Below are 14,479 nucleotides of genomic sequence, written 5' to 3'. Positions count from 1 at the left end.
ACCCTCAAAACGGTAGAAGAGTGTCTAGAACCTGCTGCCCATAGCGCGGCTGCTGCACATCGGTAATCTGACCGCGCCCCCCATAGGACACCCGCGCAGAGGCAATCTTGTCATACGTGATTTCGTTCTGGCGCGAGATATCCTGCGGGCGCACATAGCCGGTTACCAGCAGCTCGCGCAGTTCGAAATTCACCCGTAATTCCTGCGAACCCGAGATCGCCAATACGCCATTGGGCAGCACATCAATCACGGTTGCTGCAACGCGCAGCGTCAGTTTCTCTTTGCGCTTTACCGACCCTTTGCCGCGACTGTTGGAGGCTGAATCAATCGACACCGCCTCATCCAAAGAGGCGCCTTCGGGCAGTTGCTCTGCCGCTCTTTGCGGCAGCCCGAACAGACCGGGCACCGAAAGGCTTTCGGATCCCGCGCGGGACCGGTTGGTGTCGTTGGAAATCTCGGCTTTTTCATCCAACTCGATCACGACCGTCAGGATATCGCCTTTCTTGATCGCCCGCTGATCGCCCAGCAGCGATTGCTGCCCGCCCGTCCACAGCGACGATTGATCGACCGCGCGTTGGGGCTGCGTATGCAGTGGCAGGCCGGGCCAAAGCATGGCGACATGTTCGGGCGAATCCTCATTGGGTGTGAAGCTGGGGGGTTTACCCAGGTGATCGACGCGGCCACAGGCGGTCAGAACCAACGCGCCCAGTAGGAGTGATTTGGTATATACTGACATCATTTTACCTCGATTTGTCCGTCGGTTCGGATAAAGCCGGTCACAGTGGTTCGCGACGACAGGTTCATCACCCGAATGCGATCGCCGACTGCCCCGCGACCCAACGCGCGCCCTTCTGCAGTTATCGACAGCGGTTGGCGATCAAAAATCAGAACCACCAGATCATTGCGGTCGACGATTGCGGGCGGTCCGAAATCGCCCGCGCGAATGGGACGGCCGGGATAGAGCGCCACGCGCGCCTCCTGCCCGATCAACACGTCCTGGCTGGAAATCGCCCCGGGTATGTCCTGTTCCTTGGTGGCCAGATCGGCGGCCGCGATGATCTCTTTCGCGCGGATCGTACGGGTCGGGACAACAATATCGGCCATCGCCGCGTAGGGTCCGGCCATCACAAGAATAAAAAGCAGTACCCGCATCAGCGCACCTGTGTGGTTGCGCCCATCATCTGATCGACGGCCGAGATCACCTTGGCGTTCATCTCGTATCCCCGCTGGGCTTCGATCAGTTCGGTGACCTCGCGCACGGCGTCGACGGAACTGTCCTCAAGATAGCCCTGTCGCAGCGTGCCCAGGCCATCCTCGCCCGGAGATCCGACAATTGGTGCGCCCGAAGCTTCGGTCTCTTTGAACAGGTTACTGCCGATGGCCTCTAAGCCTTTGGCATTTGGAAAACTTGCCAAGGTGAATTCACCCAGCAGCTGCCCTTCGGCGGCATCGTCGAAATAGGCGTAGACCTCGCCCGCTGCGTTGATCGAGATTGAGCGCGCGTCGTCGGGGATTGTAATCTCGGGCGCAACGGCGAACCCGTCCGAGGTGACAATCAGACCTTCGGCTGACCGCTTAAGGCTACCGTCGCGGGTAAAGGCGGACTGACCGTTGGGCAACGTCACCTCCAGATACCCACGCCCTTCGATCGCCACATCCAGATCGCTGCCGGTTGCCGACAACGCACCTTGCGCAAGCTGCACCGTCACCGCAGCGGGGCGGACGCCAAGCCCCAACTGAATACCTGTCGGCAAAACCGTGCCATCATTGGCGTTCACCGACCCGGCCCGTGCCATCTGCTGATAGTGCAGATCGGCAAATTCAGCCCGCCGCGCGTTGTAGCCGGTGGTGTTCATATTCGCGAGGTTGTTCGAGATCGTCTCGACCCGCATTTGCTGCGCGGTCATGCCCGTCGCTGCGATTTTCAATGCTCGCATGTCAGATCCTCCGTTCTAAAGTCAGCGCATCAGCGCTTTGAGCGCGCCCCGCACCCGTTCGTCTTCGGTTTCAAGAAAGCTCTGGCCCAGCTCATAGGCGCGCTGGATTTCGACCAGCCGTGTCACTTGTTCGATCGCGTTGACGTTGGACCCTTCGAGAAAGCGATGAACGATCACCGGCTTTTCGATCGGCACTACGTCGCCTTCGCTACGGAACTGAGTGCTGCCTTCGCGCACCAGGGACTTGGGATCTTCGACCCGGTAGACACCAAGCTGTCCCAGCAACTGCCCCTCAATACTGAGTGTGCCGTCGCTGCCGACGTCGATCGAGGCCGCGTCGGGGGGTACAAAAACCGGCGCGCCGTTGCTATCCAGCACACGGTGGCCATCCATCGTGACCAAATCTCCCTCGGCGCTTGGCGAGAACGCCCCTGCCCGTGTCAATCGATTGCCGGCCGGAGTTTCGACCATGAAGAATCCATCGCCTTCGATGGCGAAATCAAAATCGCCCCCAGTCTCAGTCAGAACCCCTTGCTGCAATGACGTGTTGCGCACCTCGGCCCGCGCCATTGACAAGGACGGATTGCCGGGCATGTCGCGCACGAATTCGGAAAACACCAAGCCTTGCGCGCGGTATCCGGTGGTGTTGGCATTGGCGATATTGTTCGCCACCAGCCGCATTTCGTTCATCAGCCCCGACTGGCGGGACAAGGTGGTATAGGCGGTATCCATCAGCGACCTCCGGCGATCAGCGGTACAAGGGTTGTGGTGAAGAACGTCACCAGCGTCTGGGTCATGAACCCCATGGAAATCCAGAACACGATGACGATGGCGATCAGCTTGGGCACGAAGGTCAGCGTCATCTCCTGCACCGAGGTCAGCGCCTGGAACAGGCCCACGATCAGGCCCGAAACCAGCGCCACAGCCAGGATCGGGACCGAGGTGATCACCGCGACCCACAGCGCCTGACGCACGATGTCATAGAACAGACCTTCGCTGAGCATCGCGTCAGACCGGCATCCGCAGGATTTCCTGATAGGCCTCGACCACTTTGTTGCGCACGACCACGGCCGTCTCGACCGCCAGTTCGGTCTGCGCCAGCGCCTGCACCAGCGCGTGCGGATCAGCCTGGCCGGTCATCGCGGTCCGCGAGATGGCCTCGGACTGTTTCAGCGTCGCGGCGAAATCCTGAAACGTACTGCGCAATCCTTGCGCCATTCCGGCGTGATCGGGATCGGCCTGCGTTGCAGGGCGCGCGCCAATATAGTTCTGGGCAGCATTGAGGGCTCGGATATCCATTCTGGTGTCCTTTATTTTCTGAGGAGTTCCATCAGGCTCGACGACATCTGACGTGTCTGGTCGAACATCTTGAGATTGGCTTCGTAACTGCGCTGTGCCTCGCGGGCGTCGGCGATCTCGATCATCAGATCGACATTCGAGCCGCGATAATGGCCGGTCTCATCCGCCATCGGATGACCGGGGTCGTAAACGCGCGACGCGTCGCGGCGGTCCAGCTTGACCCGCCCGGCCTGTACCACCTCGCGCCCGTCTTTCTGCACGTTTTCAAACGGCACGGTCTTGCGGCGATAGCCCGGCGTATCAGCGTTCGAAATATTCTCAGACACATGTCGCAGACGCGCCGATTGCGCGCGCAGGGCGCTGGTCGAGGCGGCAAGGGAATGGGAAAAATCACTCATCTGGTTGCCTCCTTATGACCGACCGAGGCTAGTGCGCAGGATGTTCATCGAGGATTTGTAGATGGTCAGCGCGCGGTCATGCTGGCGCTTGACCTCGACCGCCTTGAACATCTCTTCCTCGACGGAGACACCGTTGCCGTTGGGATCGCCCGAGGGCGCGACGTCATATTCGGCCCAAGGCGGCGACGCGTTGTTGCCGTTCAGATGCCCGGCGCGCGTGGCGGTCATCGCCCCCTCGCGCCCGATCATTTCAAATGCTTTTTGAAAAGCCTCAAGATCGCGGGGCCGGTAGCCCGGCGTATCCGCATTGGCCATGTTGCGCGCAATTACCGCCTGCCGTTGCCCGGCATGGGTTGCCATTGCGTGCGCTGTCTTAAAGACGTTCAGGTCATAGAACATCGGGGCTTCTCCCTCGATCAATTTCAATCAAGGCTTAACCCCGATTCCTTTAGAAACCGTTTTCAGAAACCCGTTGGAGAACCCCCGATGTCCGATCTCGACCCAAGCTCGCTGAAATGCGAATTCGACCGTCTTTCCGCCGTTCGTCATATGGGGCGCGTGTCCAGCGTGGCGCGTGGAGTTGTTGAAATTCAAGGGCTTGAAGGGCAGGCACGGATCGGCGACCACCTGACCCTTCGGCGACGCAGCGGTCCGGATCTGGGCGGGGAGGTGCTGCATGTCGAATCAGATTTGATTCATGTGATGCCCGCGGCCGCGCCCGATGGTGTTTGTCTGGGCGACCGGGTGATTCTAGAGCAGACGCCTGAGTTTGCGCCGGGGATGCATTGGCTTGGACGGGTGGTTGATCCGTTCGGGAAACCACTGGATGGCAAGCCTCTGCTGCCCGGCACACAGGATCGCGACATCATGCAGGCCCCGCCCGCTGCCGTCGCCCGCAAACCGCTGGGCACGCGGATGGAGACCGGGCTGGCCATGCTCAACACCATGCTGCCGGTGGTACAGGGGCAGCGCGTGGGGTTGTTCGCGGGTTCGGGCGTGGGCAAGTCGACGCTGTTGGCCAGGCTGGCCAAGTCGATGCAGGCGGATGCCGTTGTCGTCGCATTGGTTGGTGAACGCGGGCGCGAGGTGAATGAATTCGTCGAACACGCGCTGGGGGCCGAGGGGATGAAACGGTCGGTTGTGGTGGCCGCGACCTCGGATCAGTCCGCGCTGGCCCGCCGACGCTGCGCCTGGTCGGCGATGTCGGTGGCTGAATATCTGCGCGATCAGGGGCTGAACGTGCTGTTTCTGGCCGATTCGGTCACTCGCTTTGCCGAGGCGCATCGCGAAATCGCCGTCGCCATGGGCGAATCCCCATCCCTTCGCGGTTTCCCTCCGTCGGTCACGCCGCTGATCGCCGGTCTGTGCGAACGCGCCGGACCTGGGACGGCGGATCAGGGCGATATCACCGCCGTGTTCAGTGTTCTGGTGGCCGGATCGGATATGGATGAACCCGTGGCCGACATTCTGCGCGGCGTTCTGGACGGCCACATTGTCCTGAGTCGCGAAATTGCCGAGCGCGGGCGTTTCCCGGCCATCGACCTCAGCCGCTCAGTCTCGCGCAGCCTGCCCGGCGCGGCGACCGAAGACGAAAACCGCGTGATCGCCGAGGCCCGCAAGCTGGTCGGCAGCTATGAGCAATCCGAGGTGATGATCAAGGCGGGGCTGTATTCCGAGGGCGCGGACCCGCTGCTGGATCAGGCCGTGCGGGTACATGAGGAACTGGATGCCTTCTTTGCCAAGGCTGAACCGGATGGGATCGAAGGCAGTTTCAACCGGTTGAACCTGATCTTGCGGCGGGTCGGGTCCAACCTGCCGCGATAGGGAAATCAAGACAGTTTTAAGTGTTAAGCCCACCTTAAGACCTGCCCCGTTACCCCTGTAGTCGGGTGATAGAAAAGGTGGTGGAGATGGGTGCGCAATCCAATGCGGCGCCAATCATCATCAAGAAGAAACGTGTGTCAGGTGGCGATGGTCACCACGGTGGCGCGTGGAAGGTCGCATATGCCGACTTTGTCACGGCCATGATGGCGTTCTTCATGTTGATGTGGCTGCTGAATGCAACGACGGAAAAACAACGCAAAGGGCTGGCGGACTATTTTTCGCCAACGATTCCGGTGAACCCGGTTTCGGGTGGGGGCGACGGGGCCTTTGGTGGCGACAATATGTTCTCGGAGAAGACCCTGGTCATGAGCGGTTCTGGCGCCAGTCAACGCAGACCGACCGAAGCAAGGCAGGCGCAGGGTTCCATCGGGGTCAGTGCAGATGGCGGCGAGCGCGAGGTTCAGGATTTCACCACGCTTGAGGCCGAACTGATGGGGCGGACAGGCGAAAGCATGGTCTCGAACAAGGTCTTGCAGCACATCGTCACGCGCGTCACCGACGAAGGTCTTGTGGTCGAGCTGTTCGATACCGAAGACCAGCCCCTGTTCGAATCGGATAGTGACACACCAACGGCGATGATGCGGGCGCTGGCACTTTTGGTGGCGCGGTCCTCGGACTTGGTGACAAATGCGGTGGCCGTCGAAGGGCATGTGCGCGCCTCGCCCGTGGTTCTGGCGCAGAACCCGGCCTGGGACGTATCAACCGCGCGCGCTCAGAAAGTGCGGCAAATGCTTCAAGATAAAGGGGTTACGCCGTCTCGACTGGATCGCGTCACGGGACATGCTGACCGAGAATTGACGGCCAAAAACCCGATGGCCGTGCGCAATAACAGGGTTGAGGTCATCTTTCTACGCAATCCTTGACCGCAAAAGGTAGGACGCATTTTACCTGTTAGCGCGCTGTTAAGGCCCAGCGCGTTAGCTGTTGCATCAAGAATTGACGCAACAGAAGGGCGTGCCAATGACTATTTCTTCTTCGCTGAATGCCGGTGTGGCCGCATTGAAAGCCAATGCCAACCGGCTGGCGACCATTTCCGACAACATCGCGAACTCATCGACTTTCGGATACAAACGGGTCGAGACGGATTTTCATTCCATGGTCACGTCCGGTCAAGGCGGCAGCTATTCGGCAGGCGGGGTTCGCACCACCAGCCAGCGCCTTATCGACCAACGCGGCTCGCTTGTGACCACCAACAACTCGACCGATCTGGCCGTGCGCGGGCGTGGGATGTTGCCGGTGCGGTCCAGCTCTCAGATAGCAGGTGGTTCGAATGAGATGCTGCTGACCACTACTGGCTCGTTTCGCACAAATGAAGAAGGGTATCTGGTTACAGAATCCGGGCTGGTGCTGCTGGGCTGGCGCGCCAATCCGGACGGGACAATCCCGGCTGTACCGCGCGACACACCTGCCGCGCTGGAACCAATCCAGCTGAGCGTCAACCAACTGTCCGGTGCGCCAACCACACAGATGAACCTGCGTATGAACCTGCCCGCCACGGCCACCGATGCCGGGGCACCGGGCGACACACAGCCCCTGTCGGTTGAATACTTCGACAATTTGGGCAAATCGGAAAGCGTGGATATTGAACTGGTCCCAACGGTTCCCGCCACAGGCAGTAGTAATGAGTGGACTATGATCCTGCGCGACTCCGCGTCGGGTGGGGCAATCGTCGGGGAATATACCCTGACTTTCTCCGACAGTCGCACCGCGGGCGGAACACTGGCCAGCGTGACAGCGGTTTCCGGTGGTGCTTATGACCCGGCAACGGGAAGCCTGATGGTGAACGTGGCGGGCGGCCCGATGGAGATCAATATCGGTCAGATTGGCGACGCCGATGGCATCACGCAGTTGTCGGATACGTTTGCTCCGGTCTCGATCACCCGAGATGGTTCGGCGGTTGGAACGATGACCAGCGTTCAGGTCGACGAGAACGGATATGTCTACGCGTTTTATGACACGGGCGTCAGTCGCCGCATGTTCCAGATCCCGCTGGCGGATGTGCCCAACCCGAACGGGCTGACGGCACTAGACAGCCAGACCTACGCGCCCTCACGCGAAAGCGGGACCTTTTTCCTGTGGAACGCGGGCGAGGGTCCCACCGGCGATCTGGTCTCATTCGCGCGCGAGGAATCCACGACCGATGTGGCGACCGAACTAACCTCGATGATCCAGACGCAAAGGGCTTATTCCTCAAGTGCCAAGGTGATCCAGACGGTGGATGAGATGCTTCAGGAAACCACCAATATCAAACGATAACCCAGGGGGATCTGTCTCATGAACATGTCGACAGCCTTGAACAACGCCATCGGCGGCCTGACTGCCGCCAGCCGCGGCGCCGCAGTTGTCTCCGGCAACATCGCCAATGCGCTGACACCGGGATACGCGCGCAGGTCGCTGGAGCTGACGACCAACACGATTTCCAGCCACGGCGTTCGGAGTGTCGGCGTGGTTCGGCACCAGGACCCGGTCCTGACGGCCAATAGGCGAAGCGCGGACGCGGATCTTTCCCTTCAAACGGCTGTTTCGGGGTTTCACACTCAACTCGAACGTCTGGTGGGCGGACCCGACGATTCGACCTCGCTTGCGGCTAGGCTTGCCGATTTCGACGGCAGTCTGATTACCGCCGCCAGCCTACCCGATTCGTCCGAACGGTTGGATCAGGTGGCGCGTACGGGGCGCGATCTTGCAGACAAATTGAACGCGACCTCGGAAGGGTTGCGTCAGATGCGATCGGACGCCGATCGCGCAATCGGCAAACAGGTGGGCAGCCTGAACCAGACACTCAAAGATCTGGAAGAGATCAACGCCAAAATCCCCGCCGTGAAATATGCGGGGGGCGACATCGGCGCGCTTCTGGATCAGCGCCAAGTACTGATTGATCAGGTGAACCAGATCTTACCCGTCAACGTCGTGCCGCGCGCGAATGATCAGGTATCGATCTATTCTGACGGCGGCTTGATCCTCTTAGAGGGCAGCGCGGCCGAGTTCTCTTACACCACGACCGGTGACACCAAGCCCCATATGACCGTCGACAACGGGCTGCTTTCGGGTCTGACACTAAACGGTAACTCGGTTCGAACATTAGGCGACAACGCGCAGATCCGAGGCGGCGCACTGGCCGCGCAGTTCCATATCCGCGACGCGCTTGCAGTTGAGGTTCAGTCCAATCTGGACACGGTGGCCCAAGACCTGATCGAACGGTTCGAAACACCGGGGCTGGACCCGACCGCCCTCCCCACTGACGCAGGGGTGTTTACGGATGCAAGCAATCGGTTTGACCCGGCTGCTGCGGCTGGACTTGCGTCGCGGATCAGTCTGAACCAAATCGTCGATCCTGATGCGGGTGGCCAAAGCTGGCGGCTGCGCGCGGGGCTTGGGGCGGCGGCTCCGGGTGATCCGGGGGATGCCTCGCAATTGCATGCGTTCAGCGCCATCCTCGGTGCGGCCCGGCCGGTTGCAAACCCGGTTTTCGGCACCGGAGATATGCGCGCCTCGGACTTGACCGAAGCGCTGATGTCCAAAACCGGGGCCGACGCGCATACGGCCAATCAGCGTCTGGTTTTCGCCAACAGCACGCAAGAAGAGATGACCCGGATCGAAGCCGAGCAGGGCGTCGACACGGATCAGGAATTACAGCGCCTCATCCAGATCGAGCAGACCTACGCCGCCAATGCGCGGCTGATCTCGGTAGTGGATGAACTGATGGAAACCCTGTTGAGGTTGTAAGAATGAGTCTGACGTCTATCGGAGATCTGGCGCGGGGTTTGACGTTGAAAACTCGCGCGACCGACATCAAAAACCAGATCGAAACACTGTCCTACGAAATGGCCACCGGCAAAGTGCAGGATGTATCGGGCCGTTTGGACGGAGATTATTCGCATCTCTTGGATCTGGATCGCAGCCTTGCCCGACTTGATGCCTTTCAGGTCGCCACGTCCGAGGCCGGGTTGTTCACCGATGCCATGCAGCTGAGCCTGACAACCGTTGACGATTCCGTCTCGGAAATCACTGCATCTCTGCTGTCTTTCGGAACATCCAACCAGGCCGTAACCCACGAAAACGCCTCGGTTCAGGCGCAGAATGAGTTGGACACGGTTATTTCTGCGCTGAACACGCGGGCGGGCGGGCGCAGCCTGTTTTCCGGAACGGCGACCGATGTCTCTCCTTTGCCGCCGGCGCAAACCCTGCTGGCCGCGCTCAAGACCAAGCTAACCGGGGCGGTTACAGTGGCCGATATCCGTCAACGCGCCGAGGATTGGTTCAACGATCCGGCAGGTTTTGATGCGGTGATCTATCAGGGCTCTGCAACGACGCTGTCCCCAATGCAAATATCGGAATCAGAAAGCGTCAGAGTCCCGGTGACGGCAACCGATCCTGCGCTCAAGGCGGCCTTGCGCGATATCGCTGTTGCGGCGGCTGTCGCCGACCCTGCCTTGGTAATTCCACGGGATCAACGAACAGATCTCTTCAAGCAACTCGGGGTTGATCTGGCCAATACCCAGAACGAAACCGTCAATCTACGGGCCAGGGTCGGTGTGGCCGAGGCGCGGATTGAACAAGCCGCCACGCGCAACAATGCCGCCCGGACCAGTCTGGAATACAGCCGCAACAAACTGATCGCCGCAGACCCCTATGAAACGGCGGCACAGCTGCAAACAGTCCAGTTCCAGTTGGAAAGCCTGTATTCCGTCACCGTCCGCAATGCAAATCTGTCACTGGTAAATTTCCTGAGATGAGAGTTCTTGTTTTCCTTTTAATGTTGCTGCCCAGCCTGGCATCTGCCGGGGCAATCCGCCTGAAAGACCTGGTGGATTTCGACGGAGTGCGCGGCAACGATCTGGTCGGTTATGGTCTTGTGGTCGGGCTGAACGGAACCGGGGATGGGTTGCGCAACTCGCCGTTCACCGAAGAGATCATGTCGAACATTCTGGAACGGCTGGGCGTGAACGTCACCGGCGAAGATTTTCGTCCCAAAAACGTAGCGGCTGTGCTGGTGACGGCAAGCCTGCCGCCATTTGCGCGGGTTGGCGGGCAGATTGACGTGACAGTCTCTGCCATAGGGGATTCCAGCAGCCTGTTGGGTGGGACGTTGATCATGACCCCTCTGAACGCCGCCGATGGGCAGATCTATGCGGTCGCGCAGGGTACAGTTCTTGCGGGCGGCGCCTCGGCTGAAGGTCAGGCCGCAACCGTGGTGCAAGGCGTGCCGACCTCGGGCGTGATCCCGTCGGGCGCTCGGGTTGAGCGGGAAATCGACTTTGATCTCTCCACGCTGACTCAGATGCGGCTGGCACTGCGCGAACCGGACTTCACAACAGCAGGTCGGATCGAAACCGCGATCAATACCGAATTCAACCGACCTGTTGCCATCATGCGGGATTCGGGCACAGTTGAGCTGAACATCGCCGCCACTCAGGCCATATCAACAGCGCACGCGATCGGTCGGATCGAGAACATCCTGGTCGAGCCCGAAACAAAGGCCCGCGTGGTTGTCGATCAACGGTCAGGCACGATCGTCATGGGGCAAGAGGTGCGCATTTCGCGCGTTGCAGTCTCGCAAGGAAACCTGACCCTGACGGTCGAGGAAGCCCCAATTGCGATACAACCCAACCCATTCGCGCGGGGCGAAACTGTTGTGGTGCCCCGCACGATCGCCGGGATCGAAGAGGAAGAAGGCACGGGATTGGCCGAAATTCCCGAGGCGACAACCTTGTCCGAGGTTGTCGCCGGCCTGAACGCGCTTGGTGTGTCGCCGCGTGACATGATCGACATCCTCAAGACAATCAAAGCCGCTGGGGCGCTCCATGCGGAATTTGTCGTTCGCTAGATGTACAAGGGTCTGCTTCGGCAAAGAATGGCAGCAGACCCGGTATCTGGAATACGTTACTTCGATTTCCAGGTATTCAGCCACTTTTTGAAACGGCTGCTTTGTTCGCCGATCGCGTCGCCGGCAGCGTAGAGCCCATCCTCAACATTCTCGATCACCGGATCGACCCGCGCCGCGCGGAAGCGTCGCCAACGCACCCAAATGGCCCAGATCAGCGCTGCGAGCACCGTCAGAAAAATGATGTTGAACCAGGGGATCAGGCGCACATCCGGGCTGTCGACGGGGCGTACGGAAACAGCGTTGGGAAAGATCGACATCAGCTGATTGCGCCAGCCATAGTGGCGCAAGACCACCCATTGCGGATTGTCAGCTGTCGACACCAGATTGGTCAACTCAGCCTGCAAGTTGGAACTATCCAACTTGAAATATGGTGGCCAGCCCCAACCAGTATCTTCGTTGCGATAGACGCGCGGCTTACCGTTTGGGCGGAAAGTTTCGACAAAGCGCACGTCGCGGTTGACGGTCTGCGCACCTTCTTGCCCGGTGTCCTGCTGCGCCCAAAAGATCGAATTCTCACCGAAATCGACGCGCCGCACCTCGGTCTTCACGATACGCACCACATCCTGTTGTGGCAGAGTGTATTCCAAAACCGAGGCAATCAGCCCCCAGAACACAATGATGAACGCCCATTTGACATAGACCATCTATCCGGTCCTCACATGAAATTTGTTATATAGATCAACAGGGCAATCGCCCCAAGCGGGATGACATAGACACCCAACAACAGTTTCTTGCGAAACGAGTTGTCATACTGCCGCATCCCACGTTCAAGAAATGCGTCACGATCACCGCGCAACCCTTTCTTTTCCCAATGGGCAATCAGCTTGCGGCGACGCACCAGACGGGAATAGATCGACAGCCCAACATAGATCACGGTCAGGACAATCAACAGGGGGATCAGAAATCGTAACGCGACGAACATTCACCCTCTCTCCAATGCGCCCCAGGGGCCGACCCGCGCAATCACCGCCTCACTGACCCGGTCCTGGCCGCTCATGTCGGGCTCATGCCCAAACAAGGCGGCGCGAGCCCCAGCCTTGTCCACCTGATACTCGCGCGCGAGAAAGTCGGCAACATAGGTTTTCTTGTTCTCAGGCCAGGTTTTGTAGGTGCTGTAGAACAATTCCTTGTGGCAGATGAACAACTGGCGCGGGTCCAACGGGGCCAATTCGGCCAGCAGCATATTCACCAGATCCCGATGCGGGGTGTCCTTTGCGCGTAGGGTGTAGAAATAGGCCGGATGGTCCGAAGTGATTCGCGGCCACGGCCCGCCATCGGTCGCCCAGCGCAGCAATTGCGCCAACCCGTGATAGGCCTCGGGCAGGTGGTCGGCGTGGTTTCGGGCCAGACGACGCATGTCGCGGCGCTCCAACCCTGTCAGATCAACCCCTGAACCCGCAGCCGCCGCCACGGTCAGAAAATCCATCTTTTGTTGCAGAATGGCGGCGGAATCCACGCCGCGCGCCTCGATGACCGTTTCGACAAGATTGTTGTAGCCCAGAAACTTGGCGATCTGATTGCGCTGCGATTTGTGGAACACATACTTCATCGACAGATCGTCAGGCGTATCACCCATACAGATCGCCGCCGGATGGTCGAGGTCCGGAAAAAGGTAAAGCCCGCCATAATGCGCGGTCCAGAAATTCGGCTGCTCAAAGGCTGTGTGGCGCAGCCGAACCGGGTTGCGGGTGACGTCACCGGTGTCCTTGGCGGTATCGATCATCTCGGCAATCAGAACATCATCGAACCAGGCGTCCTGTTCGGTCTTGAACCGTTCGACCATACCCGCAAGCTGTTCAGCCTTGCGCAAGGTGCCGCCGACCGTGTCGGCCTCGATCTCGATCTTGCGCAGGTTCAGCAGATCATTGGGCGTGCTGAGTTTGAAGACCGAGTTCACCAGCTCTCCGGCGACTGCATCGGTGGCGGTCAGAGCAAACAGCTGCGCCTCGTTCATCTCGATGAATTCGCGCAGGATATCACGCGAGGTCGAGAATTTGACGTTCAGCAGGGGCGCGCGTTTCTGCTCGGTCGTCAGCAGGATGAACTGCCGGTTCACCCCGTTTGGATTGAGGTAGAGCGGGTCGTCCAATTCCTGCCCGATCTCTGGGGAATTGCCCGAGATATCCACGTGGAAATCCGTCAGCTGAGTGGCCTTGCCCGCCAGATGCTGCAACGCGCGGTTATACCGCTCGACCAAAGCCGGGCTGGAGATGTGGACGAGATTGCCGAACATCAGGCCTTTTTCGATGAGGCGGATCATTGGAAGGCCTCCAAGAGTAGAATTCGCGCTGGGAGTTCACAGACAACGTTTCGTACATCAAGCATTGGTCGTATCTTCGTTTGAATGGGAGCCCAGTCGCTTCGCACGGTCGTTCCATCCCAGAATGTTAGGTAAGTCTACAATCACGAAAACGACGACGGCCAACCCAAAAAAGCTCTTCCTAAATGCGCTCCAAGGCGTTTGACCGTCCAACTCGACTGGAATGTTGGAAAACGGCCCTAACTCTCCGAACTCGGCGAAGACTATAAGCCACGCGCCCGACAAAGGCAGCGCTAGAATGTAGATGATCCTTTTCAGTCCTTTGGATTTCAAATGGCCCTATCCTTTCCTTTTTGTTGAATGAATATCGACTAATCTGCACTCGCTGTCGCACGGCGTACCAAAACAACCGCCAACACCAACAACGGCAACGCAAACGCCCGCGCGGTGATTTGCAGGTTGAACCCGATGTAAGACACCACGCTGCCCTCAAACAGGATCAGCGTCTCTTCCCATGAGGTGCCCTCGAACCCGCCACCCGCGTTCACGCCGAATTGGGTCAGGAACAGTACCGCTACGGCAGCCAAAAAACCGATCACACCCCAGCGCAAAGGCAAAATCAGGCCCAGAACAAGGGCCAAACCGGTGATTGCGACTGTCAACGTCATGTCTCTTTCTCCTTTGACTGACAGAGCGCATCAGTGCGCGCTCTGACGCTCAAAGTCTGCGCGATCACATGAGGTAACAACGGCCGACCAAGAAAACGTGAAGGCATTTCAGCCAACTGATCTGGACAGTTTGATTGCTTGATCAA

The 14,479-nt window shown here is 59.3% G+C and carries 18 protein-coding genes; 6 read left to right on the top strand and 12 right to left on the bottom strand.

The genetic code is table 11. From position 1 onward, the window contains the following. Positions 1 to 4: 4 nt before the first annotated feature. From flgH to ACR0DB_RS13895, 8 genes are read right to left on the bottom strand one after another with little or no spacing between them, the layout of a single operon-like run. Positions 5 to 736 (bottom strand): flagellar basal body L-ring protein FlgH, encoded by a 732-nt coding sequence (gene flgH / locus ACR0DB_RS13930; RefSeq protein WP_170771010.1) that lies wholly within the window; start codon positions 734 to 736, stop codon positions 5 to 7. Further along, complete coding sequence (gene flgA, locus ACR0DB_RS13925) at positions 736 to 1,152, bottom strand: flagellar basal body P-ring formation chaperone FlgA (RefSeq protein ID WP_480551658.1); 417 nt, start codon at positions 1,150 to 1,152, stop codon at positions 736 to 738. Before flgA ends, flgH begins: the two co-directional genes overlap by 1 nt. Beyond that, positions 1,152 to 1,937: a flagellar basal-body rod protein FlgG gene (flgG, locus tag ACR0DB_RS13920; protein WP_480551656.1), complete on the bottom strand. Its 786-nt coding sequence runs from the start codon at positions 1,935 to 1,937 to the stop codon at positions 1,152 to 1,154. Before flgG ends, flgA begins: the two co-directional genes overlap by 1 nt. Before the next feature lie 21 nt (positions 1,938 to 1,958). Continuing rightward, positions 1,959 to 2,669 carry a flagellar hook-basal body complex protein gene (locus ACR0DB_RS13915; protein WP_480551654.1) on the bottom strand — a complete coding sequence of 237 codons (711 nt, stop codon included), beginning with the start codon at positions 2,667 to 2,669 and terminating at the stop codon, positions 1,959 to 1,961. Then, entirely contained in the window at positions 2,669 to 2,941 is a 273-nt protein-coding gene (locus ACR0DB_RS13910; RefSeq protein ID WP_170353788.1) for a flagellar biosynthetic protein FliQ, read from the bottom strand. Before ACR0DB_RS13910 ends, ACR0DB_RS13915 begins: the two co-directional genes overlap by 1 nt. Before the next feature lie 4 nt (positions 2,942 to 2,945). Then, the gene (gene fliE, locus ACR0DB_RS13905; protein ID WP_480551652.1) at positions 2,946 to 3,236 is read right to left on the bottom strand and encodes a flagellar hook-basal body complex protein FliE; all 291 of its coding nucleotides are present in this window, start codon (positions 3,234 to 3,236) and stop codon (positions 2,946 to 2,948) included. A gap of 11 nt (positions 3,237 to 3,247) precedes the next feature. Then, complete coding sequence (gene flgC, locus ACR0DB_RS13900; RefSeq protein ID WP_480551650.1) at positions 3,248 to 3,634, bottom strand: flagellar basal body rod protein FlgC; 387 nt, start codon at positions 3,632 to 3,634, stop codon at positions 3,248 to 3,250. A 12-nt stretch (positions 3,635 to 3,646) separates the two neighbouring features. After that, positions 3,647 to 4,033, bottom strand: a complete 387-nt coding sequence (locus ACR0DB_RS13895) for a FlgB family protein (RefSeq protein WP_480551836.1) — start codon at positions 4,031 to 4,033, stop codon at positions 3,647 to 3,649. An 87-nt stretch (positions 4,034 to 4,120) separates the two neighbouring features. On the opposite strand from ACR0DB_RS13895, the gene ACR0DB_RS13890 reads away from it, so the two are divergent. From ACR0DB_RS13890 to ACR0DB_RS13865, 6 genes are all read left to right on the top strand, one after another. Then, positions 4,121 to 5,458, top strand: coding sequence for a FliI/YscN family ATPase (locus tag ACR0DB_RS13890; protein WP_480551648.1), 1,338 nt, complete (start codon positions 4,121 to 4,123; stop codon positions 5,456 to 5,458). Between the two features lie 86 nt (positions 5,459 to 5,544). Then, complete coding sequence (locus ACR0DB_RS13885; RefSeq protein WP_480551646.1) at positions 5,545 to 6,381, top strand: flagellar motor protein MotB; 837 nt, start codon at positions 5,545 to 5,547, stop codon at positions 6,379 to 6,381. Positions 6,382 to 6,478: 97 nt separating this feature from the next. Next, a complete protein-coding gene (locus ACR0DB_RS13880) occupies positions 6,479 to 7,774 on the top strand; it encodes a flagellar hook protein FlgE (protein ID WP_480551644.1) in 1,296 nt (431 codons plus the stop codon). A gap of 18 nt (positions 7,775 to 7,792) precedes the next feature. Then, positions 7,793 to 9,244: a flagellar hook-associated protein FlgK gene (gene flgK, locus ACR0DB_RS13875; protein ID WP_480551642.1), complete on the top strand. Its 1,452-nt coding sequence runs from the start codon at positions 7,793 to 7,795 to the stop codon at positions 9,242 to 9,244. A 2-nt stretch (positions 9,245 to 9,246) separates the two neighbouring features. After that, positions 9,247 to 10,254 (top strand): flagellin, encoded by a 1,008-nt coding sequence (locus ACR0DB_RS13870; RefSeq protein WP_480551640.1) that lies wholly within the window; start codon positions 9,247 to 9,249, stop codon positions 10,252 to 10,254. Continuing rightward, entirely contained in the window at positions 10,251 to 11,345 is a 1,095-nt protein-coding gene (locus ACR0DB_RS13865) for a flagellar basal body P-ring protein FlgI (protein WP_480551638.1), read from the top strand. The genes ACR0DB_RS13870 and ACR0DB_RS13865 overlap by 4 nt, the downstream gene beginning before the upstream one ends. Before the next feature lie 56 nt (positions 11,346 to 11,401). Here the strand turns inward: ACR0DB_RS13865 and ACR0DB_RS13860 are convergent, their stop codons facing one another. The 4 genes from ACR0DB_RS13860 to ACR0DB_RS13845 all read right to left on the bottom strand — a co-directional run bounded on the left by ACR0DB_RS13860 (position 11,402) and on the right by ACR0DB_RS13845 (position 14,333). Further along, positions 11,402 to 12,049: a DUF1523 family protein gene (locus ACR0DB_RS13860; protein WP_480504199.1), complete on the bottom strand. Its 648-nt coding sequence runs from the start codon at positions 12,047 to 12,049 to the stop codon at positions 11,402 to 11,404. An 11-nt stretch (positions 12,050 to 12,060) separates the two neighbouring features. Further along, positions 12,061 to 12,327, bottom strand: a complete 267-nt coding sequence (locus ACR0DB_RS13855; RefSeq protein ID WP_170771035.1) for a hypothetical protein — start codon at positions 12,325 to 12,327, stop codon at positions 12,061 to 12,063. Beyond that, on the bottom strand, positions 12,328 to 13,665 hold the full coding sequence (locus ACR0DB_RS13850; protein WP_480551636.1) for a DUF6638 family protein: 1,338 nt from the start codon (positions 13,663 to 13,665) through the stop codon (positions 12,328 to 12,330). Positions 13,666 to 14,036: 371 nt separating this feature from the next. Beyond that, positions 14,037 to 14,333 (bottom strand): hypothetical protein, encoded by a 297-nt coding sequence (locus ACR0DB_RS13845; protein WP_480551634.1) that lies wholly within the window; start codon positions 14,331 to 14,333, stop codon positions 14,037 to 14,039. Positions 14,334 to 14,479 lie beyond the last annotated feature (146 nt).

It is taken from the genome of Ruegeria sp. AB6 (assembly GCF_056542685.1).
This window is presented reverse-complemented; position numbering and strand designations above follow the sequence as displayed.

Bases quoted from the DNA above. Each gene is read 5' to 3' on its own strand.
- flgH (WP_170771010.1), bottom strand. From the start codon at position 736: ATGTCAGTATATACCAAATCACTCCTACTGGGCGCGTTGGTTCTGACC.
- flgA (WP_480551658.1), bottom strand. From the start codon at position 1,152: ATGCGGGTACTGCTTTTTATTCTTGTGATGGCCGGACCCTACGCGGCG.
- flgG (WP_480551656.1), bottom strand. From the start codon at position 1,937: ATGCGAGCATTGAAAATCGCAGCGACGGGCATGACCGCGCAGCAAATG.
- ACR0DB_RS13915 (WP_480551654.1), bottom strand. From the start codon at position 2,669: ATGGATACCGCCTATACCACCTTGTCCCGCCAGTCGGGGCTGATGAAC.
- ACR0DB_RS13910 (WP_170353788.1), bottom strand. From the start codon at position 2,941: ATGCTCAGCGAAGGTCTGTTCTATGACATCGTGCGTCAGGCGCTGTGG.
- fliE (WP_480551652.1), bottom strand. From the start codon at position 3,236: ATGGATATCCGAGCCCTCAATGCTGCCCAGAACTATATTGGCGCGCGC.
- flgC (WP_480551650.1), bottom strand. From the start codon at position 3,634: ATGAGTGATTTTTCCCATTCCCTTGCCGCCTCGACCAGCGCCCTGCGC.
- ACR0DB_RS13895 (WP_480551836.1), bottom strand. From the start codon at position 4,033: ATGTTCTATGACCTGAACGTCTTTAAGACAGCGCACGCAATGGCAACC.
- ACR0DB_RS13890 (WP_480551648.1), top strand. From the start codon at position 4,121: ATGTCCGATCTCGACCCAAGCTCGCTGAAATGCGAATTCGACCGTCTT.
- ACR0DB_RS13885 (WP_480551646.1), top strand. From the start codon at position 5,545: ATGGGTGCGCAATCCAATGCGGCGCCAATCATCATCAAGAAGAAACGT.
- ACR0DB_RS13880 (WP_480551644.1), top strand. From the start codon at position 6,479: ATGACTATTTCTTCTTCGCTGAATGCCGGTGTGGCCGCATTGAAAGCC.
- flgK (WP_480551642.1), top strand. From the start codon at position 7,793: ATGAACATGTCGACAGCCTTGAACAACGCCATCGGCGGCCTGACTGCC.
- ACR0DB_RS13870 (WP_480551640.1), top strand. From the start codon at position 9,247: ATGAGTCTGACGTCTATCGGAGATCTGGCGCGGGGTTTGACGTTGAAA.
- ACR0DB_RS13865 (WP_480551638.1), top strand. From the start codon at position 10,251: ATGAGAGTTCTTGTTTTCCTTTTAATGTTGCTGCCCAGCCTGGCATCT.
- ACR0DB_RS13860 (WP_480504199.1), bottom strand. From the start codon at position 12,049: ATGGTCTATGTCAAATGGGCGTTCATCATTGTGTTCTGGGGGCTGATT.
- ACR0DB_RS13855 (WP_170771035.1), bottom strand. From the start codon at position 12,327: ATGTTCGTCGCGTTACGATTTCTGATCCCCCTGTTGATTGTCCTGACC.
- ACR0DB_RS13850 (WP_480551636.1), bottom strand. From the start codon at position 13,665: ATGATCCGCCTCATCGAAAAAGGCCTGATGTTCGGCAATCTCGTCCAC.
- ACR0DB_RS13845 (WP_480551634.1), bottom strand. From the start codon at position 14,333: ATGACGTTGACAGTCGCAATCACCGGTTTGGCCCTTGTTCTGGGCCTG.